This window comes from Bacillus sp. FSL K6-6540, assembly GCF_038007545.1.
Genome location: NZ_JBBOXH010000001.1, coordinates 3,470,016 through 3,494,032, shown reverse-complemented (window position 1 = coordinate 3,494,032; position 24,017 = coordinate 3,470,016). Strand labels below are relative to the sequence as shown.

20 protein-coding genes and 1 pseudogene are annotated in these 24,017 nt (G+C 49.7%); 17 read left to right on the top strand and 4 right to left on the bottom strand.

What is annotated here, in order from left to right; translation table 11 throughout:
* Nucleotides 1-34: 34 nt before the first annotated feature.
* The 4 genes from MHH82_RS15455 to MHH82_RS15440 all read left to right on the top strand — a co-directional run bounded on the left by MHH82_RS15455 (nt 35) and on the right by MHH82_RS15440 (nt 8,963).
* Nucleotides 35-3,940 (top strand): hypothetical protein, encoded by a 3,906-nt coding sequence (locus MHH82_RS15455; protein ID WP_340966616.1) that lies wholly within the window; start codon nt 35-37, stop codon nt 3,938-3,940.
* Nucleotides 3,937-4,956, top strand: a complete 1,020-nt coding sequence (locus MHH82_RS15450) for a hypothetical protein (RefSeq protein ID WP_340966614.1) — start codon at nt 3,937-3,939, stop codon at nt 4,954-4,956. Before MHH82_RS15455 ends, MHH82_RS15450 begins: the two co-directional genes overlap by 4 nt.
* Nucleotides 4,943-7,642, top strand: coding sequence for a family 78 glycoside hydrolase catalytic domain (locus MHH82_RS15445; RefSeq protein WP_340966613.1), 2,700 nt, complete (start codon nt 4,943-4,945; stop codon nt 7,640-7,642). The genes MHH82_RS15450 and MHH82_RS15445 overlap by 14 nt, the downstream gene beginning before the upstream one ends.
* A gap of 109 nt (nt 7,643-7,751) precedes the next feature.
* The gene (locus MHH82_RS15440; protein WP_340966611.1) at nt 7,752-8,963 is read left to right on the top strand and encodes an iron-containing alcohol dehydrogenase; all 1,212 of its coding nucleotides are present in this window, start codon (nt 7,752-7,754) and stop codon (nt 8,961-8,963) included.
* Nucleotides 8,964-9,143: 180 nt separating this feature from the next.
* On the opposite strand, the gene MHH82_RS15435 is transcribed toward MHH82_RS15440, so the two are convergent.
* On the bottom strand, nt 9,144-10,592 hold the full coding sequence (locus MHH82_RS15435) for an ABC transporter substrate-binding protein (protein WP_340966610.1): 1,449 nt from the start codon (nt 10,590-10,592) through the stop codon (nt 9,144-9,146).
* A 723-nt stretch (nt 10,593-11,315) separates the two neighbouring features.
* Between MHH82_RS15435 and MHH82_RS15430 the strand changes: the two genes are divergently transcribed.
* The 13 genes and pseudogenes from MHH82_RS15430 to MHH82_RS15380 all read left to right on the top strand — a co-directional run bounded on the left by MHH82_RS15430 (nt 11,316) and on the right by MHH82_RS15380 (nt 19,584).
* On the top strand, nt 11,316-11,645 hold the full coding sequence (locus MHH82_RS15430; RefSeq protein WP_340966607.1) for an IS110 family transposase: 330 nt from the start codon (nt 11,316-11,318) through the stop codon (nt 11,643-11,645).
* Complete coding sequence (locus MHH82_RS15425) at nt 11,587-11,826, top strand: hypothetical protein (protein WP_340970247.1); 240 nt, start codon at nt 11,587-11,589, stop codon at nt 11,824-11,826. The genes MHH82_RS15430 and MHH82_RS15425 overlap by 59 nt, the downstream gene beginning before the upstream one ends.
* Nucleotides 11,802-12,107, top strand: a complete 306-nt coding sequence (locus tag MHH82_RS15420) for a hypothetical protein (protein WP_340966606.1) — start codon at nt 11,802-11,804, stop codon at nt 12,105-12,107. The genes MHH82_RS15425 and MHH82_RS15420 overlap by 25 nt, the downstream gene beginning before the upstream one ends.
* A 394-nt stretch (nt 12,108-12,501) precedes the next feature.
* Nucleotides 12,502-12,741 (top strand): hypothetical protein, encoded by a 240-nt coding sequence (locus MHH82_RS15415; protein ID WP_340966604.1) that lies wholly within the window; start codon nt 12,502-12,504, stop codon nt 12,739-12,741.
* 18 nt (nt 12,742-12,759) lie between these two features.
* Nucleotides 12,760-13,116: pseudogene (locus tag MHH82_RS41645) on the top strand (ElyC/SanA/YdcF family protein); the annotation flags it as partial.
* 137 nt (nt 13,117-13,253) lie between these two features.
* Nucleotides 13,254-13,736 (top strand): hypothetical protein, encoded by a 483-nt coding sequence (locus tag MHH82_RS15410; RefSeq protein WP_340966603.1) that lies wholly within the window; start codon nt 13,254-13,256, stop codon nt 13,734-13,736.
* Complete coding sequence (locus MHH82_RS15405; RefSeq protein WP_340966601.1) at nt 13,712-14,005, top strand: GNAT family N-acetyltransferase; 294 nt, start codon at nt 13,712-13,714, stop codon at nt 14,003-14,005. Before MHH82_RS15410 ends, MHH82_RS15405 begins: the two co-directional genes overlap by 25 nt.
* A gap of 328 nt (nt 14,006-14,333) precedes the next feature.
* On the top strand, nt 14,334-14,510 hold the full coding sequence (locus MHH82_RS41640; protein ID WP_445661966.1) for a transposase-like zinc-binding domain-containing protein: 177 nt from the start codon (nt 14,334-14,336) through the stop codon (nt 14,508-14,510).
* A gap of 196 nt (nt 14,511-14,706) precedes the next feature.
* Nucleotides 14,707-15,357, top strand: coding sequence for a hypothetical protein (locus MHH82_RS15400; protein ID WP_340966598.1), 651 nt, complete (start codon nt 14,707-14,709; stop codon nt 15,355-15,357).
* 965 nt (nt 15,358-16,322) lie between these two features.
* Nucleotides 16,323-16,772 (top strand): hypothetical protein, encoded by a 450-nt coding sequence (locus MHH82_RS15395; RefSeq protein WP_340966596.1) that lies wholly within the window; start codon nt 16,323-16,325, stop codon nt 16,770-16,772.
* 240 nt (nt 16,773-17,012) lie between these two features.
* Entirely contained in the window at nt 17,013-17,771 is a 759-nt protein-coding gene (locus MHH82_RS15390; RefSeq protein WP_340966593.1) for a cysteine hydrolase family protein, read from the top strand.
* Between the two features lie 1,031 nt (nt 17,772-18,802).
* Nucleotides 18,803-18,973, top strand: a complete 171-nt coding sequence (locus MHH82_RS15385) for a hypothetical protein (RefSeq protein WP_340966591.1) — start codon at nt 18,803-18,805, stop codon at nt 18,971-18,973.
* A gap of 98 nt (nt 18,974-19,071) precedes the next feature.
* Complete coding sequence (locus tag MHH82_RS15380; protein WP_340966589.1) at nt 19,072-19,584, top strand: hypothetical protein; 513 nt, start codon at nt 19,072-19,074, stop codon at nt 19,582-19,584.
* Between the two features lie 1,127 nt (nt 19,585-20,711).
* Here the strand turns inward: MHH82_RS15380 and MHH82_RS15375 are convergent.
* From MHH82_RS15375 to MHH82_RS15365, 3 genes are read right to left on the bottom strand one after another with little or no spacing between them, the layout of a single operon-like run.
* Nucleotides 20,712-22,091 carry an extracellular solute-binding protein gene (locus MHH82_RS15375; RefSeq protein ID WP_009592677.1) on the bottom strand — a complete coding sequence of 460 codons (1,380 nt, stop codon included), beginning with the start codon at nt 22,089-22,091 and terminating at the stop codon, nt 20,712-20,714.
* Nucleotides 22,092-22,132: 41 nt separating this feature from the next.
* Complete coding sequence (locus tag MHH82_RS15370; protein ID WP_036663034.1) at nt 22,133-23,002, bottom strand: carbohydrate ABC transporter permease; 870 nt, start codon at nt 23,000-23,002, stop codon at nt 22,133-22,135.
* Between the two features lie 60 nt (nt 23,003-23,062).
* Nucleotides 23,063-24,013 carry a carbohydrate ABC transporter permease gene (locus MHH82_RS15365; protein WP_009592680.1) on the bottom strand — a complete coding sequence of 317 codons (951 nt, stop codon included), beginning with the start codon at nt 24,011-24,013 and terminating at the stop codon, nt 23,063-23,065.
* Nucleotides 24,014-24,017: the final 4 nt, after the last annotated feature.

Genomic DNA, 24,017 nt, shown 5'->3' with positions numbered 1-24,017 from the left:
CGAAGGCCTGTATCGGAGAGGAGAGGGAATGGGCATGGTTTCGGAATGGACTCGAATGCACGATCGGTTCAAGGAGCCGGATCCGCGATACGGACCGGTGCCGTTCTGGTGGTGGAGCGGCGAAGAGGTGACGGAAGAGCGAATCCGGTGGCAGCTGCGGAAATTCCGGGAGGGAGGGCTGCGCAATATCGGCATTATCCATCTGGCGCCGACCGGACCGCAATACGGCTCCTGCGGCGATCGCCCGGCTTACATGAGCGAGGAATGGTGGACGCTGTTCGAGGCCGCGCTGCGGGAAGCGGAGCGGCTGGGGATGAGACTGTGGTTCTATGATCAAATCGGGTTCTCCGGCGCGAACGAACTCGCGCGCCTCGTCGCGGAGGTGCCGGCATACGCGGGCTATCAGCTGCGCAGGTATCCGAAGGATGAGGAAGCGCCTACTGGCTCCCAGCTCTTGCTGGAGACGGACGATTACCGGTACACCGCCGAGCGTCAGGGCTTCAACTGGCTGGATCCGAAAGCGTCGGCCGCTTTGCTCGACCGGGTGCACGGCGAATTCGAGAGACGCTTTCCGGACGATCTCGGCCGAACGATCGCGGGCAGCTTTCAAGACGAGCTGCCGCCGCTGCCGCTATGGTCGCCGGAAGTACCGATCCTCTATCGCGAGCGTCACCGGCACGATTTGTTGGAGGCGCTTCCAGCGTTGTTCGACGAAGGGCCGGGTGCGGCAGACGTTCGCCGACGCGTCTACGCGATCGCGGCGGAGCTCGCGGAACGGGCGTTCTTCGAGCCGCTCGGCGAGTGGCACCGCAAATACGGCATGCTGATCGGCTGCGACCAGGCCGGCCCGGCGCGCAGAGCCGACGTTCACGGCGCGCAGCGGCTGTACCTCGATTACTTCCGGACGCACCGGTGGTACAATTCGCCCGGAGCGGACATGGACGGGGACTTGAAGGCCCACTCCTCCCTCGTCCATTTGAACGGCGGATCCCGCGTCTGGTTGGAGGGCTTTCACTCCAGCGGCTGGGGCGGCACGCTCGAGGAAACGATGCATTGGTTGGTGCCTTGGCTGCAGACGGGCGTGACGCTGTTCAGTCCCCACGCCGTCTATTACTCCACCCGCGGCGGATGGTGGGAATGGGCGCCGCCGGATACGGGGTGGCGCCAGCCCTACTTCGAGCACTACGGGGTGTTCGCGGACACCGTCAGCCGGGTATGCCGCTTGCTGAGCGAGGGAAACCATGTCGCCGATGTTGCCGTTCATTATCCGTCTTATGCGGCGGTAGGGTATCTGTCCCTGGACGACGTGAAGCCGAAAGAGCATCCGATGGGCGCTTCCAACCGGGACCCCCGTGAGAGGATTACGCAGCTGAGACGGGCGTACTGGAGCGTGGCGGGCACAACCCACCGCAAGGATACCGAGACGTATGCGGGTTCGCTTCGCAACCTTGGACTCGACTTCGACGTCGTGGACGATTCCGCGCTGGAGAGAAGCCTCGTCAGGGACGGTAAGCTGGACATCGCCGGCGAGCGATTCGGCGTGCTCGTGTTATGCGGGACGACCGCCATGGACGCGCCGGCGCTTGCGGTGGCGCAGGCCATGGCGCGGCAGGGCGGGCTGGTCGTCGGGGTTGACGTCCCGGAGGAGGAGCGTGGAGCGATTCCGGGCGCCGTCTTCGTCGACACGGCGGAGGAGGCGGCCGCGCTCGCCGAGCGGAAGGCGGAGAAGCGAGCGGAAGGACCGGGACTGTCGCTGCATCGGCGAACGGACGACGCGGATATCTTTCTCCTGCTGCCGAAGAACGGTGAGCTGCTGAAGATGCACGAACCGGCGGTCGAGTCCGCGCGGCCGCTTCCGCCAGCCGTCTACCGGCTGCGAACGGCCGGCGTTCCGGAGCTATGGGACCCGGTAACCGGCCGAACCGGTCCCGTCGCGTATGTGCGCGAGGGCGATTGGATCCGCGTAGAGGCCTCCTTCGACCATTGGCCTGCCGCTTTGATCGTGTGTGGCGCGACGTCCGTCCGGGATGCGGGAAGCCGAGCGGCAGACGAGTCGGCGGCGGCACGGACTTCGGCCTTGGTCTCGCATCGGGAACGCTTTCCCGCGGAGATCGGATCAGGTCCGGCAGGCGGCGGAGAGGAACGAACGCTGGAGGAGTGGCGCGTCCGGATCGAGCCGACGCTGGACAATCGGTACGGGGACTTCGACCTGCATGCTGAACGACGGGGACTGATGCCTCCCGAGCGGCGCATGATGCGGGTCCGCACGGAGGAACGCGGCGAGGACGGAACGGCGGCAGGCTGGCAGATGCAGGAGTATTCCGACGCGGGTTGGGACGAACGGCTATGGAGCGAAGCCGCTTACTGGCACGTTCATAAAGGCGAGTCCTACGATCCGAAAGAAGCGGAGCCGCTTGTCTACAGCACGGTATTCGGCGATCTGAAATTCCGGTCCTGGGCCGGACGGATGGGCCGCGTGCCGCGAAGATATTTGCATCTTGGCGAAGCGTCGAAGGGCGAAACCGTCTGGGCCGCCACGAACGCCATGGCTCGCGAGGAAGGATGCTTCTGGATCCGAACGGAAAGCAATGCCGATCTGCAGGGATGGGTGAACGGCGAGGCCATCGAATGGAGCGGCGGACCGGAGGAGAGGACGGCTTGGGTTCGGCTGAAGGAAGGGCCGAACGCGGTCTTGCTGCGAGCGGAAGCAAGATCGAAGGGCATGCAGCGCGCGGCGGTCGAAATCAACGAATCGGCCGCGATGCCCTTGCCCAAATGGATATACGCGGGACGGCCGGCTGCCAGCTCCCGCCTTCGGATCGGGCTGGCGGCGCCGCCGAACCGGCCGGCAAGCCGCGTGCGCCTTGTGTTCGCCGCGCGGGGAAGGGCGGTCCTTGCGGTGAACGGGATTGCCGTAACCGAGCATGGGGACTTCAATCCGTACATTCGGCAGGGCCAGGAGGAAGTCGATATTACTGCTTATTGGCGGGAAGGCGCGAACGACATCGCGCTGCTGCTGCCCGAAGGCAAAGGCGACGTGTTCGTCGACGGGAGAATCGAGCTGGCGGACGGCGGCGCGATTCCCTTCTGCACCGGTCCAGATTGGCTGGACGAACGGGGAGAACCCGCGCTAGTCCATCATGGCGGCGTGCTGCAGTTCGCCGAGACGGAGTCGCTCTGGATCAACGATCGTCCCCATCCGCTGCCAGGCGTGGGCTGGCTGATGCCGGGCTCGGCGCCTTCGACGGCGCCCGTCCCGTTCGTGGCGGACGCGAGCCGGATTGGTCGGCCGATTTGGCTCCGATTCCCTCTGCCCGTCGGTACGCATCGCATGCACCTGGAGGTCGAGGGCAAGGTGCGTCTTTGGATCGGCGGGCAAGAGACGGCGTTCGCGAGCGGTTGCTGTTCCTTCGCCCCGCAGGCGGCGGGAACGATGGCCGCCGTCCGAATCGAACCGGAAGGCGCGTTGACGGAAGCCGCCGTGATAAACGCGCCGATCCGGTTCGAAACCTTACCTCGCCTAGGGGAGCTTGGCGACTGGCGGACCGCGCTGCATCTGCCGCATCACAGCGGTGCCGTTGAATACGAGACGCGGCTGGAGCTCGCGGCGGAAGGCACGGTATTGCTCGATTTGGGCCACGTGAGGGGGACCGCCGAGGTGTGGGCGGACGGTGCTCCCGCCGGCGTCCGTGTATGGCGCCCGTATCGGTTCGCGTTAGGCAAGCTGGCCGCGGGCTCGCATAAGCTGCGCGTACGCGTCACGAATACGCTAGGCACATTCTATGAGCACGGCCGCCCGACCAGTCTCGTCGGCGCGAACCCGGCCGTCACCTACTGGGACAAGACGCCGAGGCCGGAATGGCAGGCTTCGTTCCCTGCCGGAGGGCTGTACGGTCCCGTTCGAGCATGGTTCACGCAATCGGAGGAGGATGAAAGATGACGATCGATGCTTGGCTGACGCCTTACAAACGGAGCGAACCGGTTCTGGTCGGCTCCGGGGAGGAAGGCGCTTTCGATTACCACGCGGTGGACTGCCCGTTCGTGTTCCGCCACAACGGCCGGTTCTACATGATGTACGTCGGCTACGACGGCATCGGCTATCAGACGGCGCTTGCGGTCGGCGACGATCTGCTGCGGTTCGAACCTTTATCGACGATATTGCGCTGCGACGAAGGCTCGGCCTGGGATTCGAGAAACGTGGCGGGAACCTGGATGCTGCGCGACAACGATTTGCACGGGCCGGGCACTCTCAAAAAGTGGAACGGCAAATATTGGCTTGCCTATCACTCCTATCCGGGCGACGGCTACGAGGCAGGCTCGGCCCGAATCGGCTTGGCCTGGACGGAGGACGAGGAGCTGCTCGAGTGGCATCGGCTTCCGGAGCCGATCTTGACGCCGGAGGAAGGAGAGCCGTGGGAGAGCGGCGGGCTCTACAAGGAGTGCTTGCTCGAGCATGAAGGAACCTTTTATTTGTTCTACAACGCCAAAAACCAAACGCACGGCCGATGGATCGAGCAGACGGGTCTCGCGACCTCGACGGATCTCGTCCGGTGGACCCGGCATTCGGACAATCCCGTCCTTCGCGTTACGCCGGGGGCATGGGACGGCGGATTCGTTAGCGATCCTTGCGTGCTAAGGGACGGAGACCGCTGGGCCATGTTCTTCTTCGGCTTCGACTACAAGAAGGCGCAGGAAGGCGTCGCCTACTCCGCCGACCTTCTGAATTGGACCAAACATCCCGATCCGATCATCGAGACCGGCCAGCCGGGAGAGCTGGACGCATCCTACGCCCACAAGCCTTCCGTCATCGCGCACGAAGGCGTGTTGTACCACTTCTATACGGCATGCCGCAAGCCTCAGAATGGCGACAGGACCTGCAACTTCTTCCCCGAATACCGAACGATCGCCGTGGCGACTTCGCGCGAGTTAAAGGAGGAGCAGCGTGGCGGCGATTAAAGCGACGGACTTGCGGACGGAGGGCATCCTTAACCCGTTCGGGCTGGACGCGGAGCGTCCCCGGTTAAGCTGGTCGTTCGGGCAGCCGGCCGGAGCCGGAAGCGGCCAAAGCGCTTACCGAATCGCCGTCGCGTCCAGCGAGGAGCGTCTAAAGCTCGGCGAACCGGATGTATGGGACAGCGGCATCGTGAGAAGCTGCGAGCATGTTTCCATCCCGTACGAAGGGGCGTCGCTGATGCCGAGGCGGAGGTATTACTGGCACGTAACGGCGTGGGACGGCCAAGGTCAACCGGCCGTCAGCAAGGCGGCATGGTGGGAGACGGGCCTATTGGCCGAAGCGAAATGGTCGGGGCGCTGGATCGGCGATGCCGCCGAAGCGGCGGACCGCGGACCGATGATCCAGCTCCGGAAGTCTTTCGAGGTGAAGAAGCCGGTTGCCCGCGCGCGCGTCTACGTTACCGGACTCGGACATTACGAGCTGCGCCTGAACGGGGCGAAGGTCGGCGACCGGCAGCTTGAGCCGGGGTGGACGAATTACGACAAGACGGTGCTGTACTCGGTTTACGACGTGACGCCCGGGCTCAGGCAGGGGGAGAACGCGGTGGGCGTTCTCCTCGGCAACGGCTTCTATCGCGTGGCCGGCGGACGCTACGCCAAGTTCAAGGGCAGCTTCGGCAACCCGAAATGTTTGGCGGAGCTGGTCATCGAATATGCCGACGGGACCGCGGAGACGATCGTCACCGACGGAACTTGGTCGCTAAGCGACAGCCCTCTTACCTTCTCATGTATTTACGGCGGCGAGGATTACGATGCCGGATTGGAGCGGACGGGCTGGGACGGTCCGGGCTTCGTGGAAGACAGGGATTGGAGACGCGCTTGCGAGCTGGAGCCCCCACCCGGCAAACTGACGGCGCAATCGTCTCCCCCGCTCGCGATTACCAAGCGCTTGCCCGCACGCGGCGTCTCGGAGCCGCGGAGGGGCGTGTACGTCTACGACTTGGGGCAAAATTTCTCGGGCTGGCCGTGCATTCGCGTCAGCGGCCCGAACGGAACGCGGGTCAAGCTGAAGCCCGCGGAGCTCTTGACGGAAGAGGGGTTGGCCAATCAGAAATATTCGGGATCGCCATACGAGCTGAATTACGTCTTGAAGGGGGAAGGCATCGAAGAATGGCATCCCCGGTTCACGTATTACGGCTTCCGGTACGTGCAAGTGGAGGGCGCGGCGCCCGCCGGCGAAGGCCTCGAGGAATCGGACCTTCCCGTGCTGCACGGTCTCGAAGGCCACATGATCGGTCCGGACGTCGAGGACGCCGGGGGCTTTCGGTGCTCGGATCCGCTGCTCAACCGGATTCACGAGATCATCAACTGGGCGATCCTCAGCAACATGAAGAGCGTCTTCACGGACTGTCCGCATCGCGAGAAGCTGGGCTGGTTGGAGCAGCTACATCTCATGGGGCCTTCCGTCATGTTCAACTACGAATGCGAAGCGCTGCTCGAGAAGATCATGCGCGACATGTCGGATGCCCAGCTTCCGAACGGCATGGTGCCGACGACGGCGCCGGAGTACGTCGTATTCGAGGAGCCTTGGCACATGTTTCGCGACGCGGCCGCTTGGGGGGGCTCCTATATTCTGCTCGCGTGGGAGATGCTTCGGCGTTACGGCAGCGTCGGAACGCTCGAGCGGCACTACGAGGGGATGGGCCGTTATGTCCGTTATTTGACCGAGGCATCGGACGGCTTCATTCTGCGCGGCGGGCTCGGCGACTGGTACGACATCGGACCGAAAGGCCCCGGCTTCGCTCAGAATACGTCCGTCGCGCTGGTCGAGACGGCCATCTTCTTCGGGCTGGCGAGAGCGCTCGGCGAAATCGCGCTGGTGCTCGGCAAAGCCGAGGACGCTTCCGCCCATTCGCGGCTATCCGAATCCATTCGAACGGCGTTTCATTCGGCGTTCTACGATACGGCTAACGCCATGTACGCCGAAGGGAGCGACACGGCCATCGCCATGCCGCTCGCGATCGGCCTTGCCCCCGAGGAACTGCGCGGCGTCCTCTTGGACCGCCTCGTCCGCAATATCGGGGAGCGGGGCTGGCAGACGACCGCCGGTGACGTCGGGCACCGCTACGTGCTGTCGGCGCTTGCAAGCGGAGGCCGGTCGGATGTCGTCGGCAAGATGGCGAGAAACCCGCATGCGCCCGGCTACGCTTATCAGGTCGCTCACGGCGCGACGTCGCTGACCGAAGCCTGGGACGGACCGACCGTCGGGAAATCGCAAAACCATTTCATGCTGGGCCACTTGGAGGAGTGGCTGTACGCCAGCCTTGCCGGCTTGGATTATCGTTATCGCCCGGAAGTCGGACGCTACCTCGTCAAGGCGAAGCCGACGGTCGTCCAAGGCGTCGAATGGGCGGAAGCGTGGCAGCAGCTTCGCTCCGGCAGGGCGAGCGTCCGCTGGGAGCTCGGCCCGTCTAACCAAATGACCGTCCGGGTCGATATTCCGGCGAACAGCGAAGGTCTGATCCGGATTCCCTCCTCTCCGGACACGCCGGTGCTCGCGAGCGGGCCGGACGTCGCATACGAGGGACGCGAAGACGGTCACGCGGTCTATCGTTCGGGCCCGGGCTCTTATTGCTTTACCTTTGCCGCGAATCATCGAACGACCGAGATGGAAAGAGAACGAATGTGATGAAATCGCGATTCGATCAAGGATTACCGGATTACGAGAATCGCGATACACAAGCAAGGCGGCGACAGCCCGCACGAATAACGAGGGGCAAATCCGGGAGGGAATTCGAATGAATGAGCCTGCAAGAATCTATCAATTTCAAACCTCCGGCAAAATCATCGCCGGACTTCACGCGATGCAAAATCTAGGGCCGGAACTTCGCGGCTTGGGCCGGATCAATAAGGCGCTGATCGTCGCATCGGACGCGATGCGAAGGCAAGGCGCAACGGACGAGCTGGCCGCGCGGCTGGCCGGAAGCGGCATCGCCTCCGAAACGATCGGCGGCGTCATGCGGGAGCCGACCGCGGACCACATCGAAGCGCTGGCCGACCGAATCGGGCAAGAGCCCTTCGACGTCTACATCGGAATCGGCGGCGGCAGCGTCCTGGACGCGACGAAGCTCCTGTCCGTCTTGCGTACGAACCGGCTGCGCGTGAGAGAGATGATCGGCACGGAGCGGATTCCCCATGCGGGAGTACCGACGGTGCTTATCCCGACGACGTCCGGCACGGGATCGGAAGTCACGCCGAACGCCATCGTGACGCTGGAGGAGGAAGCGTTGAAGCTGGGCATCGTCAGCAGCCGCTTATACGCGAGCTTGGTCGTGCTGGATCCCGCCTTGACACTGTCGCTTCCGCGGTCGATCACGGCGGAAACCGGCATGGACGCTTTCACGCACGCGTTGGAATCCTTTCTGTCCAACAAAGCGAACCCGATCAGCGACATGCTGGCCTTGGAGTCGATTCGTCTGCTCTCGGGAAGCATCGTGTCCGCGTTCCATGACGGACACGCCGTCGAAGACCGAAGCGCGATGCTTCTTGGTTCGATGTTCGGCGGAATGGCGCTCGCGGGCTCCGGCACGGCGGCCGTTCACGCGATGGCGTATCCGCTCGGCGGAAGGTTCCATATCCCTCACGGGGCGGCGAACGCGATGCTCCTTCCGCATGTCATGGCGTTCAATATGGACAGCGTTCGGGATAAGCTGAGGCGCGTCGCTTCCGCCATGGGCATCGTGACCGAAGCGGGCGCTTCCGCCGATGCGGCGGAGCTTGTCGTCGAACGGATCGCGGAGTGGACGAAAGAGCTGCAAATTCCGCAGAATCTAGCCGTCTACGGCGTGCGGTCCTCGGATGTTCCCGTACTCGCCGAAGCCGCTTTCCAAGTCAAGCGATTGATGGACAACAACCCGAAGCCGATGTCGATCCTTGACATCGAGGACGTTTACCGCAAACTGCTCCCTCGGATTGAATATGCTTGCAAGGAAGGTGATGCAAGCCTGTAACGGAGCCATTCGATTGGTTAACAACATGGAGGAAGTGTGAATCATGATACGCTTTATCGCTTTAAAGAGCTTAAACATTCCTATGTTGTAAAAAAATCGGCTTACGCCTGTTTGCACAGGTACGATAAGCCGATCTTCTTTATTTTGAGCTCAGAGTCTGTTCAAGGCTACGACATTTGCTTACCAGTCTTTACCCGATTCCGACTGGGATTTGATGTAGTTGGGAATGTCCACGGTCTCGGTGACGGTAAACGCCGCCTCAACCGACATCGCGTCCTTCAACACGTGCTGCCGGAACACGGAATACAGCGGAATATCCCAGTACTCGGTGTTCTGGTAGTTCTGTACGACAGCATTGGAACCCCAGTACACACCCGAGGTGTCGACGTTGGCCAGCCCTGGAATGTCGTCACCAAAGCTGTCCACGACTGCCGGCGTCTCCAGGACTCCCTTGATGGCATTGCGAGATAGCGCTACCTGTCCCTCCTCCGACACCAGCCATTTTACGATCTCGATGGCCTTCTCCTGATGGCGCGCCTGCGGCGGAATGAACGCCGCCATCGTGTTGGGCTGGTAAGTCGTTTCTGAACGATTCTTGAGCACTGGCACCGACGTGACACCGACATCGATACTCCTCAACCATTCATGGTAGATCTCTTCATCCTCATCCTTGATGAAGAGGTCGTCGCCAACGTATGCCGGCAGCTTCTGCAATGTGTCCACCGCCATCGCGACATGCCCGGGACGGCTCATGTCACCCTTGAGGAAATCGTTAACCGTGGTGAACCCGTTACGAGGAAGCCAGAGGAACCGATCGATGTTCTCTCCCAATTGGTTCCACTCCGGTGACGTGATGTCCACCTTCACGTCCGCAGGTGCTGGCTCCTCGCTGTCAGTCGGCTGGAACGGATACAGCCCGAGCTGGTTATACTGCAAGTAGTTGTCGGGATGCTGCATGAAACCCTTGTAGGCGTCAAGCCCGTCCTGGGTGGTCAGCTTCTTGGCCAGCTTGAAGATCTCGTCGTACGTCATGCCTGGCGTAGGATACTTTACGCCAAACTTATCGAAGATCTTCTTATTGTAGTAGAGTACATAGTCGTCGATAAAGAGCGGAACGCCGTAGATCCCGCCATCTGACCGCGACTTTACCATCTCCACTGCGGCCTGGTTGAGCGAGCCCAGGTCGATCCCGCTCTGCTCGATCATAGGAGTCATATCCTGGACCCAGCCGCGATGCTCGAAATCACGATCAATCCGGTTGTACGGGTTATCGATGATAATATCGGGTACGATCCCGGCCGCATCCAGATCCTCATAGCGGACCGGATAGTCCCAGGTGCCAACCTTGATTTTAAGTCCCGGGAACGCTTCCCGAAGCTTGTCGCCGATGATCTCGTTGAATACCACGTCGCCGCCGGTGTGGTCGTCCTCGTTCGTGCTATATTCGAACGGTTTGTAGTTGGCCGTGAAGATGTAGATCTCATCGTCATCGACGGAGTAGGGTGTGTTGTATCGGTTAGGAATGCTTATGCTGCCCGTGCCGTCCTCGGCCGCGGAGCTAAGGGGCGCAAAACTAACAGTCATAGCTAACATCAGCATTAGACTTAAACCTTTTTTGGACTTGGACATCTCAAATTCCCTCCCATTATAAAGTAATGTTTTCTCCTGCTTTCTCGCTCATTCTTAGCTTTTTAACTTCGACATATAGAAGCGTTTGGAGGATAATTGAAAAATATGATTTTTTTCTTTAATAGCCGGTGGCGGGAATAGAGCCTGTACTTAACCAGGGTCTATGCTCTACCTCTCAAGAAAGGCCGCTTCTTGCTCCTTTGCGAGGGGATTATAATCTTTTGGCTTCTCCGGTGCTTTCGTTGTCGTAGTTATGTCCAGGTGAATAAGCGAGACTACAGTTTGTCGAGCCCTTTTCACCTCCTTTCATACAAAGTTTACAATTCGATGTTTTTATTCTATATTATTGCAATATTTACATTACTACGATCTAACACCATTATGTATAGGGCAAAAGCGCTTTCATAGAGGTGAATGCGTTCATTCATTGCGCTAAACGGGTTTTCGGATAAAGTCGCGCATGTCATAGATAGAATTCAAGACAGACAGGAGAAAGGTATTGTCCCTGCTTCTGAATTTCTGAAGGAAATGCTTACGAGTTACAGCAATCTGCGGAATACGAACCGGAAGAAACGATTTTGTACAGTTTATATGTAGAGAAATTAACCGAGTTAAAACTTGATCCCTTCGAAGAGGAGAAGCTGAAAAAAGCGTTAGCGCAAACCCTAACGAAAAGCTGTAGACATTGAGCATGGAACGAGTGGATTCGAACAATTCGCGGAAATGCTGAGTAGGCTTCAAGCTGAAACGGGTTTGGCTCCAGTGGTGGTTCTGGAAGCAACAGGGCATTACCACCGTGCATTGGTTTCATATTTGGATCGAAGTGGCTACACCTATTACATGGTGAATCCGTTGCAATCCAAACGAGCGAAAAGGACACAGTTACGCAAAGTCAAAACAGATGCTCTGGATGACTGGCACCTGGCTGAGATGTACTACCGTGGCGACGTGAAGCGCACCGAACGTGGAATGAGACGTTTACGAGCTACAGCATTTGACAAGGCAGCACGAGTTCGTCACGGGAATCTTTGTGCAGGCGAAGCTGAACAGTAGAGCCTTACTGGAGCAAGTATTTCCGACATATGAGCAGGTATTCTACAATGTGTTTTCGGCAACGTCATTGACGGTACTGGCCCGTTGTTTAGAGGGAGATGCCGAAGATTGGAACGAAGTCATTCAGGGAAGTGCAGGGAGGTCCCATTCTAAACGATGGGCGAACATAAAAAAATACTGATTTCTCAAATGAATCTTTCTAATGTTGAAAGTAGGCCGGTATTTCATCAAATTCTGAATCGTTACACTTCAGAATTAATAATAAATTATTTCCACCAATGGTTAGCCATTGCTGAAGAAGGGGCAAGACTTACTGTCGCACCAAAATGGAAACAGATCAATGAAATGATTGGAATGAGCTTACCGTCGATAATCTTTAAATTAAATATTGATTTAGAAAATAGGATAGATACAGTTAAAGTCTATTATGAAAACAATGAAACGATCTACCAATTAATCTAATATGTACGAATAGTTCCATCAATACGAAGAATGAAATTCAAAAAATGAAGTCGCATATTCCGTCAGTGGTTGCGATGAAAATATTTGACAACCCAACACAAGAAAATTACTTCGTGAATATGTTGATAACTATGTAAACAGATTTTCATTTAAATAAGTCAAAAACAAAAACAACAAACCATCAGAGTGATGGTTTGTTGTTTTTGTTTTTTTACTATTCATTTAATAAAGAATGATGATCAAAGAACATGAGCCGATTACCGATTAGATAAGTATCTAACTTTGTTTCCATACAATTTCATTAAGCTAACGAGCAGGTATATGTATATTGACAGTACTTAATTAGGTATGACGCATATATTAGAGTAATGATTTGAATTGAGGAGGGTGTTATATGCAACCTCAAATACCTAAAGATCCTGTAGTTCCTGAAATAACTAAAGTACAGATAAACGAATTAACAGACATCGTTTTCTTATCTAAGGAAATATTACCTTGCGATGCTATTTTTGTTTTCGGAGGTACTCATCCGGGGCATTGGGAAGCCACGATTGACGCTTATAATAGAGGCTTGGGCAGAATGATTATTGTCACAGGAGGAGTCAGCCCTACAGGAATTAAGCATGAGAAGTAGGTAGATAAAACTGTACCCGAAGCGCATGTCATTGTTAATAAACTAACTGAGGCAGGTATTCCTTTAAACGTAATCGTGTATGAAGATCGCTCAAGGAACACTTTAGAGAATGTGTTATTTGCTAAAGAAGTATTTAACTTCGACGCTATCGAGTCACTTTTAATTGTATGCAAATCTCATGGTGCAGGCAGACAATATCGTACATTAGCGAAGCATTTGCCCCCAAAAACGAAGGGGATTTTTTCATGGCTAAAAAAGGTGTCGAGGGACAAGAACATGGTCCCAAAGAAAGTCGCTAATTTAGCGGCTTTTTTGCTTTATCGGTACAAGTTCTTGTCCCGAGTCGAGGACAAGAACTTGTACCGATTGCCGTAAAGGACAAGAACATGAGCCGAATCCCGATTAAGATAAGAAATTTCATTAAGCTAATGGGCAGGATAGTTCAATGAAACGTTTGAATTATGGGTACATACTTTTCCAAAAAATGGTGAAGTTATCCATGGTGATGAAAATTGAAGAAAATGAAACTAACTGTGTTCCTTCTGTTTACTGGAATAATTTGCTTAACACATGTATTAGCGGAAGCTAGTGACGGAACAAATTTAATAAAACTAACTGATAGTGAAGTTTCATCAATACAAGTAATTCGTTTAAAAGGAACAGACGATTCAAGGATTTTCAGAATGACAGATGGATATGACGAAAGGATTATTCGAAGGGTTATAAATTGGATTAATACTTCAAGTCCAAGCGAACAGGCAACCGAGTTAGAGGCTGATAAAGTTCCATTGCTTTTAAAAATAAACATGATCAACGGTGATCTAATATCTTTAGAACCAGCGTATAACTGTAAGGGTCGTCTTATCAAGACATGTACTCCCATTGATGGTGCAATTGTACTTACAAAGAACAAAAATAAAATCCGATTAACTTCGCAAGAGCTTTATGATTGGATCATTGAGCTGAATGTATGTATCCAGATAATAAACGAGTAATTCAAGAATATGAACGATATAAGAATGATAAATCAAGAATATTACTGGGAAGAATGGAAAATCATGAATTAGTCGGACTTATCGGAATTATTTATCAAACAGATTATGAAATTGAACTAAAACATATAGCAATAAAATCTAACAATAGAAGAAAAGGATTAGGAAAGAAATTAATAATGGAATTTATGGAAGAGAATCTTACAAGAAGAATGGAAGCCGAAACCGATAAGAATGCAGTGAACTTTTCGGTTTTAACATTACAAGTTTAGGAGAGAAGTATCCTGGAGTAGAACGTTTTAAATGCACATTGAATAAGGAGTGATTTTGAAAGTATATTCAGGAAGTCATGAACTTCACATAACAACATGTTCCCACTGCGGTTCCTACGGAACCTTGGTCTGCCCGAGGAATTTCGAAGAAGAGGATTCTGTCAAGATCATCTCTTTGAAGTCGCTATTATTGTAGTGGCTTTTTTTTATTTTTATGGTTACTTGATGATTATCAGGCACATAATTCGGGGGAGAATAACACGTAAATCTAAAGGACAAGAACATATAGTCCGATTATATTATTATTATTACTACCACGAACTAAAAGATGATGATTGAAATGAGGTGGCCACATTGCGGATCTACGCACACCAATAAATACGGAGTGAGTTCTGCATCGGGGACTCCCAGGTTCAGATGTATTGGCTGCGGTAAAACGTTTATCTCTCGTACAGCACAATTATTGTTTAATAAGCGAATGAAAGAATTGAAGAAGAATATATAGTAGTAGGGCTGTAGGAAGCATAGCAAAGTACCTGATTTATGTCTGTATGTTAGGCAAGTAGGATAAATTTATTGAATGCAATGTCATCATCTGTAAATAGATCTTATTGACTATATGAGCATCTAAATATAAATATATAGACCTATTTTATTATCACTGTTATAATTATGGAAATATTAGGTTGGGGGGAGTTATTTTGAAAGGACAAAAATCAAAAATTATAATCTCATTTCTATGTGGTGCTATATTTTTCTCAGGAATTTCTTATGGAGCTGAGAATTATTTAAAAGCTACTCCTGTAAAATATAACAAATTACAGATTAATGGTTCTGAAACAAAATTAGTAAATCCTATCGTAACTATTAATGGTCGCTTATATGGTCCTTTAAAGGAGTTAGGCCAGGAAGCTGGTTTTTCCGTTTCATCTGGAAGTACAATTCATTTAAATAGATTCGAAAAACTTCCAATTACTTTCACACGAGACAATGTATCAATTACATTAAACTCTCTTACAAAAATTGATAAAAGCGTCCAACTAAACGTTACAATAAAAAATAATCGTGATCAGAGTGTCAAAATAGATCTTTCTCAAATTAGTGCCGATGATAATGTTAAGGGTAGAAAGAGGTACACTACAAGTGCGTTATCTTCCTTCACACCAATAAATGATAACTGGAGCCTAACTTCAAAAGGATTTTTAGATAATCAAATTGATAGCAAAAGTGAAGTCACTGGCAATATGAAGATAGGTATTACGGAAGGGACAAAAAACGTATATTTTTACTTTGAATCACGCAGCATACCAGCCTCATTTCCCTTCTATGTTGATACAGAAGGGCTGTTATAATTCATCATTATTTTATAAAGTCTAAAGCAACACTAAGCGAAGGGACCAGATGAGACCTTTAGATATCAAACAAATAGAGGAAATCGGAAAACAAACAGCAGAGAACGCAACTCAAAAAGCCAAACATTCCAATTCCTTTGTTTCTTTTTCGAAGGACGGTAAAGTGATCCGGAAATACGCGGTGGACATATGACCGAGGTGAGCTATGATGGAGGATTTAAGGAACTGGACTACGCCGAAAAGTAGTCATCGATGACTATTAAGAATATGAATATGATAATAAAAAATGTCGAGGGACAAGAACATTGTTCCATTCAAAGTCGCTATTATAGCGACTTTTTTGTTTTAAGGTACCAAGTTCTTGTCCCCAGCTGAGGACCAGAACAAAATGATCAATCGCGGAGGAGGAAGGAAAACAATTGTACATTGACATAAAATAACCTTGATAAAAATCCTTTAATGACAAGGATTTTTTTGGATTTATGACACAAAGTTCCCCTTTTGATCGTCTACTGACACAAAACTACCCTTTTGGTTGGAAGTAATGAAACAAAGTCACCACTTTGGTTGGAGGTTACGACACAAAGTTCCACCTTTACATGGTGCAATGGAAATGTACACTGTTTACGCTCCATAACAAAAAGTTTATGTGTTTAAAACAAGTAGAAGAGGGCAAAATTGTTGTCAGGGGACAAGAACATGGTCCCATTGATAGTCGCTATTATAGCGGCTTTTTTGTTTTATCGGTACAAGTTCTTGTCCCGAGTCGAGGACAAGAACTTTAGCCGATTACCGATTAGATAAATATCTAACTATGTTTCCATGCAATTTCATTAAGCTAACGGGCAGGATAGTTTAATAAATTCACGAATACTCTACATATGGAATAATTTACGAAGTTCGTAGATAAGACGTTATCTGAAACCGTGCAAGAGCGATATAGTTCAATAAAGGAAGTGACTCATTTGAAGTATTCTGACTTGTTGAATTTAAAGGATATATATCTCGAGCAGATATTTGAGCCTGAAGAGAACACACTTAGATTACTCTTTAGTCGAAGTAGAACTAGTGAAACTCCTGAAACGATAACAATTGGAGAAAAAGAAATTGAAGATACCTATTCGATTGATGTAGATGAAACATTACCTTTTATACAAATGGATTTTGAATGGTATATTGGATATTCTGTTAGAAATGAAAGTTACACTTCATGGGATGATTACGAAGAGTTTGAAGGTAAAATCTTTAGAATTTATAGTAAATCCAGGTACCTAGACTTCATTAAAGTTGGAACATTTGCATCTGAAGATTACCCAGGCCCATTCAAGCACTATGGCATCTCATGTCTTAACCATGTCGTAGATGTTGCATCAGTTTCAGAACCAATTATAAAGGAAGTTCAAAGAACTAAATAAGATTATTGAATGTTTCTCAAGAAGGCACCGGCATCAGATAACAAAGTATTCACGCGGCGGTCCGGCTTTGGCCGTCCCTTGGTCCGCCCGAGGTATTTCGAGGAAGTGAATCAGGCGGACAACCCTGCGAACCTAACCACAGTCGCGGCCGGCAGCTAAAGCTGCCTTAAGGCTCTCGGGTTCGTGAATACGGGAACGTTATATGCAATTGGGGCAAATACGATTTTAGAAGGATGGTCAATGATGAGTAAATATACATACCCTGACTATAACAATTGTGCGGTTGTTACAATTGATACACAGAATGATTTTAGTTTGCCAGGGGCTGTTGCAGAAATTGCAGGTACTGTTTATGTACTGCCTCACATGAAGTTAATATTAGATGCATGCAGAAGTAGAGACATTCCGATATTCCATGTGATTCGATTATATAAGGAAGATGGATCGAATGTTGATATCTGCCGCAGAGAATTAATTGAAACAGGCGTTCGAATTGTAACACCAGGATCAACGGGAGCAGACTTAGTTGAAATGATTAGCCCGAAGAATTCAATTCAGTTAGACGACAAGGAGCTCCTTCAAGGAACAATACAATTGATCGCAGATAATGAATGGGTAATGTATAAACCAAGATGGGGCGCATTTTATCAAACGAACTTAGAAGCATTTTTGAGAGTGAAGAATATAGATACACTGATTTTTATTGGGTGCAATTTTCCGAACTGTCCAAGAACAAGTATATATCAAGCAAGTGAAAGAGACTTTAAGGTGGTTATGATCGAGGATGCAATATCAGGCGTTTATGATAAGGGAATTCATGAAATGAGAAATATAGGTGTTAAAGTAACTAGTACAGAGGAACTCATAAGAGAATTTGAAGCAGATCCGAAGAAGGCCCCAACAGCAAATAACAACATATTCACGCATCGCGCATACGCCCTTGGTCCGGCAGGAGTTAGAAGTGGGCTCGTGTCGGGGGACAAGAATATAGTCCCATAAGAAGTCGCAATTTTAGCGGCTTTTTTATTTTATCGGTACAAGTTCTTGTCCCGAGCCAAAGACAAGAACTTGTACCGATTCCCGAAGAGGACAAGAACATTAGCCGATTACCGATTAGACAGCCAGGGGTACGTGGGCATGAGTACTTAGGGCAAGCATTAATAAAACAATTAGTAGCTATGAAAGAAGAAAAAATGAGAAGATAAGGCAGTTGGAGTATCGTTCTATTAATCTTAATTACGCACCATGCAGGTAGCCCTTCCTGGATGTCGTGTACGTTCCACGACAGGGCCCGCAGCTGTGCGGCACTGGATGTTTTTATAGGGGGAATCAGTTTCGTCATTTGTCGTCTTCTATGTAGGAGATGATAAGATGAGATATAATGGAAGAAGCGAGCCAAATTCATCGGCTGAGAATTCTACTGTACTTCTTTCTGAAAAATCATGAATGATTGGATGAAACGCTAGAAGGAATCAGATACAAGCACAAATTGAAGGAAGGGACTGCTTAAACTTGGGATAGATTGCAAAACGATATGACAACGTTTCAGATGTTAGCCAAGAAGCTAATAAAGAGGAAGTGCTACAGTTCAGTAATACGGAGTTACTTCTAATAGAAGATGCATTGAACATCGCCCAAAGAGAGTCCGGTCAGTACATTAGCATAGGAAAAACACTGTACAAAAAGGTGCGCGGTCACTTAGAGTCCCAGGGCTATAGATTCAATGAAGACGGATCATATTACCACATTTCTCGAGGTTAACCCAATCTCCTAAAGGATAACACTTGTAAGTTGTTGGGAGTCGAATTGTAAGAGCAAATAAAAGTCAAGTGGCATATAAAAATTACTTATATGAACGCCCTGGCTTTGGAAATGATGCCCTATTGGTTTACCGAGTGAATGGAAACCCTAATACAGAAATAAGAAGTTGTGCAAATAGTTTTGTGAACGATAGTTCATCAAGTTTTGCTAATATATGTACGTTACACCGGGAAATATATTCTTATCCCTCTTAAAAGGAGTTGTTCATTTTGAAAATTGTCATAATGCTATTCGTTGTCTTCCTTATTATAGGAGCTTCTGAATTTCTTCCGAAAATTATTGGAGCAGACGGCGATTGGATTGCCTTGTACGTTTCAGCAGGGTTAATAGCCTATTTGTCTGGAGAGTTATATGAGGTGAAAAGAAAAATGAATCAGTAATATGAGAGGAAGGTTTATTTTGGCCAGCTGTCGGCCGCGACCTGTGTGCTTGTTGGAGGTATTAACACTAAACAAATCACCGAGGGAGAAGAACTCAATTGAAAATAAGATTGCAGCTAACCGAGTTTGTATTTTCATTATCATTCACTATGGCTATTATCGGGAGTTTTTTTGCTTTTCGAGCTAATATTCTCGGTACATCAATTTCTCTTTTTTTTATAATAGCTGCTATTATTTATCCTATTGTCGAAGTAACCATTTCCAACAAAAAATACGGACACGGTATATGGTACAATCGGTTGTTTAATACGTTTGAATTTCATATTGGATCCCTCACGGATTGGAATATGATTGCCATAAGAGCGGCAAAAATTCGACGACTAGCTTTGAAAAAGGGGGTTAGTGTAATATTTTATACTGATCATTACAAGGAAGAACGGCTTCATGAACTGGCAAAAAATATGAATATTCCAATAGAGATTCGACGGGCAAATCCGTTGCAATGGTTGGCTTATAAATGTACAAGTATTGGTGCTACTTTCTACAAGAAAGAGGCATGGAAACGTAAAAAGTATCCTTTAGTCCGCTGTGTCATGGAGCCTGGACGATAGTATCAATATTTTCGTACCAAAAGAAAAGCAAAATCGTCCGGGTAGCCCATATTTATATTGGCTTTGCCCGAAAAAAATAACAATGATTGGAATTAAGTGTTACAAATAATATAGGGGAGGTGGAAAGTGAATTTATTATTTTGGATTACTATTGCTTTCATCATCATCGGATTTGTTATTCTTGCTTTTATAAGAAGAAATGTGAAAAGTAAGAAAATTACATCCACCAAAGCTATAATTTGGTTTATAGTGGGGACCACAGTTTGGGGGATAACTAGTATCTTTCTTGTTGTGAGGTTGTTTGTGTAATTTAGTGAGTTATGACAACGGTTTTAGAGAGAAGAAATGTACTTAAACTATCAGGTCCGTTAGTTGAATATCGGACATATGTACAAAATACGAGTTTTGTGTAACAGATGTTGAGAAAAGAATCGCCACAGCTGATTTTCATTTAGATTCGTATGAATCTGAAGTTTTTGCTTTCTATCATGTTAAGCCGTTATAATCCTTTTTTCTTGCGCATCTTCTATTTATCGAACTTTAACTTTCCAATTGGATTCTTTGATTCTAGATTCATTCGTTTGAATTACAATTTATCTAATCTAAGGCATTAATTAAAATGTCGTTTAATATCGTCATTAATCGATCACTTGTTCAAGTTTGTTCATGTGCCATTATAAATCATCATAATCATCGAATTTTGGTTGTTTCATTATTATTACGATTTCGCTTCACATTTTAGCGGAATTTCGCTACTGAGATATTTTTAATCTTTCGTTGGTTCTTAATCGATTTAATTTTTATTAATGCTCAATCTTATGAACTATTTAGTGCTTGCTTGTTATCATCCATTATCCTAATTTTTTATTAACCCTCCCCTCTCTACAACTTAATAATTTACCATTATATGTTATTTTATCCGCCTTGAAATATAAAAAAACCGGCCATATTCGGTCGGTTTTTCTCCCGCATGATCGGGACAATGCACGATTCACATAACATTGGAATATATTGTGCTGTTCGGCTCATATACTCATCATGATTAGCCCGTCTCTTCAAAGTCAGGGACAACGTGTAAGTCAACCACGCTTATCAAACCCATGCACCTGTGCAGTCCCCTCCTGTTTTTACTTCAGATTCGCAGACCACTTCTCGGCACGAGCCTGCAGATCATCCAGAAACTTCTGAATATCCGGAGCATTACCGGACGCTGCCTGGCTGATAAATCCATTAATGGCTGGAGCGATATCGCTCATGTAGAACGGATTGGCTTCATCCATGAGCTCCGAGTGGCCAACATCAGCGATTTCGAGTGCTTTTTTCACAAACTTATCCTCCGGAGTTACGAAATCAGCGTTTTTAAGTGTCGGGGTACTGGAGAAGTTCTCATACATGTATTTTTGCGTCATGTAGCTGGTCAAGAACTTTAATACTTCCCATGATGCATCCACATCTTTGGCATTCTTTGCCATGATGAACGGGTCAACCGCCACCCAGCCTTCGCCTTTAGGACCCATGTTCAGCACAGGTTCAAAACGGTCCAGCAACTCCTTGTTCTGCTTCGACCGGTATTCACTCATCGTGGAGCCGCCGGTGGAATCCAGCGCGATGGCAATATTGTTTTTCTCGAGCCCAAAATTCTCGGCACCCTGGGCATTCACGAACCCGGCCGGTGGCAGCTGTGCGGCTTCCTTCAGCCATTCCAGCACTTTGACCATTTCCGGAGAATTCAGGTGCCACTTGATGTTCTTGATATCCTTCAGTGATCCTTCCGCTCCTTTGGCGCCATATGCAAGGGTTAATGCAACAAAGGTAGATCCGTTTAAAGAGTTGCCGCTCCAATACAAACCGAAATTGTCTTCACCGGTTTTCGGGTTTTTGCCGGTCATCTGCTTGGCTTTCTCCAGAATTTCGTCCGGTCCCGGTTGTGCCGAGAGTGTTTCAACGCCCCAGTCTTCAAACAGCTTCTTATCATAAATCGTCATCCGGCGGCCAAGAACGGCAGGAATTCCAAATTGTTTACTTCCGTCCGGCGACTTGGTGCTGTAGGAATTATTCATAATGCCTTCCAGATAGATGCTTGGGTCAAACGAAGTATCTTTTGCAATCAAGTCGTCCAGGTCACGCAGCAGCCCTTCTTGGTACCATTGCGATGCAAAGGCTCCCCCGGTATACAAGACATCCGCATCGCCGGAGAGCAGCATGGCCGTTTGTTTGGCTTTTACGTTCTCCCAAGGGATTTGATAAACCTCCAGTTTGATGTTCGGATACATTTTTTTGAACGTTTTATCCAAATATTCGTTGAGTCCGATGGTCGGGTTGCCTGTCAGCGCATCGATCCCGTTATCCAGCTGCCAGCCTGCCAGCGCAACGCGAACCGTTCCTTCCATATCCGATACTTTTTCAATGGTAACGCCGCCTGTCACATCTTTACCTGAACTGCCTGAACAAGCGGCCAATGTAAACACCAGCACGAATGACAGGATCAGCAGCACAGCTTTTTTCATCATGTCAACACCCCCGCATAATTTTAGCTTTACTATCTGAATTACTGCTTGATACCGGAGAGCGCAATGCTTTCGATAATATAGCGCTGCAGGAACATATAGACGACGATAACCGGAATGAGGCTCGTGGTTGTGGCCGCCATAATAATGGATGGCTGTTGGTTAATACCGTTGTTGTACGTAAACATGGCTAAACCGATCTGGATCGTGTACTTGGCAGCCGATTTCAAGATCAGCAGCGGCCACAGCATATCATTCCATACGCCCAAGAACAGCAGAATGACCATGGTAGCGATAATAGGCGTACACAGCGGCAGATAAACCCGGCTGAATACCGTAATTTCCTTAGCTCCATCCAGTACGGCCGCTTCCCTTAAACTGCTGGGCAATTGATCAAAGAACGCTTTGGCCAAAAAAGTACCGAACGCATAGTTCATGGCCGGCAAATAAAATGCCAGATAATTGTCGACCAACCCGAGTTTACTGAACAAAAGATACTGCGGAATCATGGTCATTTCGAACGGAATCATCATCGTGCTTAGCGCCAGCAGCAGTACGAAATTAGCTCCTTTGAAGCGAAGCTTGGATAAGGCATAACCGGATAATAGTGCGGACAACGAGCTGATGATAATGACCCCTGCGCTGACAAGCGTGGAATTGCCGATATATCGGAACATATTGATGTTGGTGAAAGCGGCTTCATAGGTTCGGATTGAAGGCTCCTCCGGCCATATTTTCGGCGGGAATGAAATATTTAACCGTGCGGCCCAATCGAAGCTTGTTACCAGCATCCATAAGAATGGCACAATCATAATGAATGAACCTACCAATAGGACCAGCGTTAGCATCAATTGTGGAAGCGTGATTCGTTTGCGGCGCACCGGCTCCTTGGGCAAGGCTGAACTGCTCATAGTTACCCTCCTGTCTTCTGGAATAAAGTTCCCCTACGGATCCAAAAATGGATAATGGGATTAATCCAAGCTGTCTTTACGTCGGTTGAGCAGCATGAGGAACACGGTTAAGATGAGTATGATGACGAATAACAGATAGGATACGGCCGTAGCCAGCCCCATCTGCGAAGAGAGGAATGCATTTCGGTAAATATACAGCACCACGGTCATCAAGCTTCCCCCAGGATTACCTGCGGTTCCGCCGATTAACCATACATCGGTAAACCGCTTCATTCCGCCGATGGTTCCCATGATGAGCATGAACACAAAGATCGGACGCAAGTATGGAATCGTTATATACCACCATTTCCGGTACGTGCCTGCACCGTCGACCTCGGCAGCCTCATAGAGATCCCGCGGGACGCTTTGCAAACCGGCCAGAAAAATAATGGTGTTATACCCTAGTGCACCCCACAAGCTCATCAGCACGATACTGTAACGCGCGACTTCCGGGTTCGTGAACCAGCCGACCGGATCGATGCCGAACAATCCAATCACGAAGTTGATCAGCCCTTCCTTGGAGGGGAAAAACAAGAAGGAGAACAACAAGCTTGTAGCAACGCCAGACACGACGTTGGGCAGAAAATAGACCGCTTTGAAAAAGTTGCGTCCCAGATGCCATTTCAGATTATTAATCAGGCTCGCCAGAACAAACGAAAGCGCGATCCCTAGCAATACGGACCATATCCCCATGACGAACGTATTTGTAAGCGCTTGCCAAAATAAGGAATCCTCTAACGCGTAACGATAGTTGCTCAGGCCCACCCAGTTTCCGGATAAATTGAGCCCGGATGTCTGATGAAAACTCATAAACAGTGCGGCAAACATGGGATAAATGGCAAATACGATGACGCCGATAATCAGAGGGGCGCTGAATAGATAGCCCATCCAGTCATTGCGCGTAAATCTGAACTTTCGTTTTGCCCATTTTCCATGTTCCGCAGTCCATTTCCCTTCTGGGGTGGATGACAAACCG

What these genes read in the sequence shown, in the direction of transcription:
- MHH82_RS15455 (WP_340966616.1), top strand. Translation starts at nt 35, where the DNA reads ATGGTTTCGGAATGGACTCGAATGCACGATCGGTTCAAGGAGCCGGAT.
- MHH82_RS15450 (WP_340966614.1), top strand. Translation starts at nt 3,937, where the DNA reads ATGACGATCGATGCTTGGCTGACGCCTTACAAACGGAGCGAACCGGTT.
- MHH82_RS15440 (WP_340966611.1), top strand. Translation starts at nt 7,752, where the DNA reads ATGAATGAGCCTGCAAGAATCTATCAATTTCAAACCTCCGGCAAAATC.
- MHH82_RS15435 (WP_340966610.1), bottom strand. Translation starts at nt 10,592, where the DNA reads ATGTCCAAGTCCAAAAAAGGTTTAAGTCTAATGCTGATGTTAGCTATG.
- MHH82_RS15430 (WP_340966607.1), top strand. Translation starts at nt 11,316, where the DNA reads ATGCTGAGTAGGCTTCAAGCTGAAACGGGTTTGGCTCCAGTGGTGGTT.
- MHH82_RS15420 (WP_340966606.1), top strand. Translation starts at nt 11,802, where the DNA reads ATGGGCGAACATAAAAAAATACTGATTTCTCAAATGAATCTTTCTAAT.
- MHH82_RS15415 (WP_340966604.1), top strand. Translation starts at nt 12,502, where the DNA reads ATGCAACCTCAAATACCTAAAGATCCTGTAGTTCCTGAAATAACTAAA.
- MHH82_RS15405 (WP_340966601.1), top strand. Translation starts at nt 13,712, where the DNA reads ATGTATCCAGATAATAAACGAGTAATTCAAGAATATGAACGATATAAG.
- MHH82_RS41640 (WP_445661966.1), top strand. Translation starts at nt 14,334, where the DNA reads ATGATGATTGAAATGAGGTGGCCACATTGCGGATCTACGCACACCAAT.
- MHH82_RS15390 (WP_340966593.1), top strand. Translation starts at nt 17,013, where the DNA reads ATGATGAGTAAATATACATACCCTGACTATAACAATTGTGCGGTTGTT.
- MHH82_RS15375 (WP_009592677.1), bottom strand. Translation starts at nt 22,091, where the DNA reads ATGAAAAAAGCTGTGCTGCTGATCCTGTCATTCGTGCTGGTGTTTACA.
- MHH82_RS15370 (WP_036663034.1), bottom strand. Translation starts at nt 23,002, where the DNA reads ATGAGCAGTTCAGCCTTGCCCAAGGAGCCGGTGCGCCGCAAACGAATC.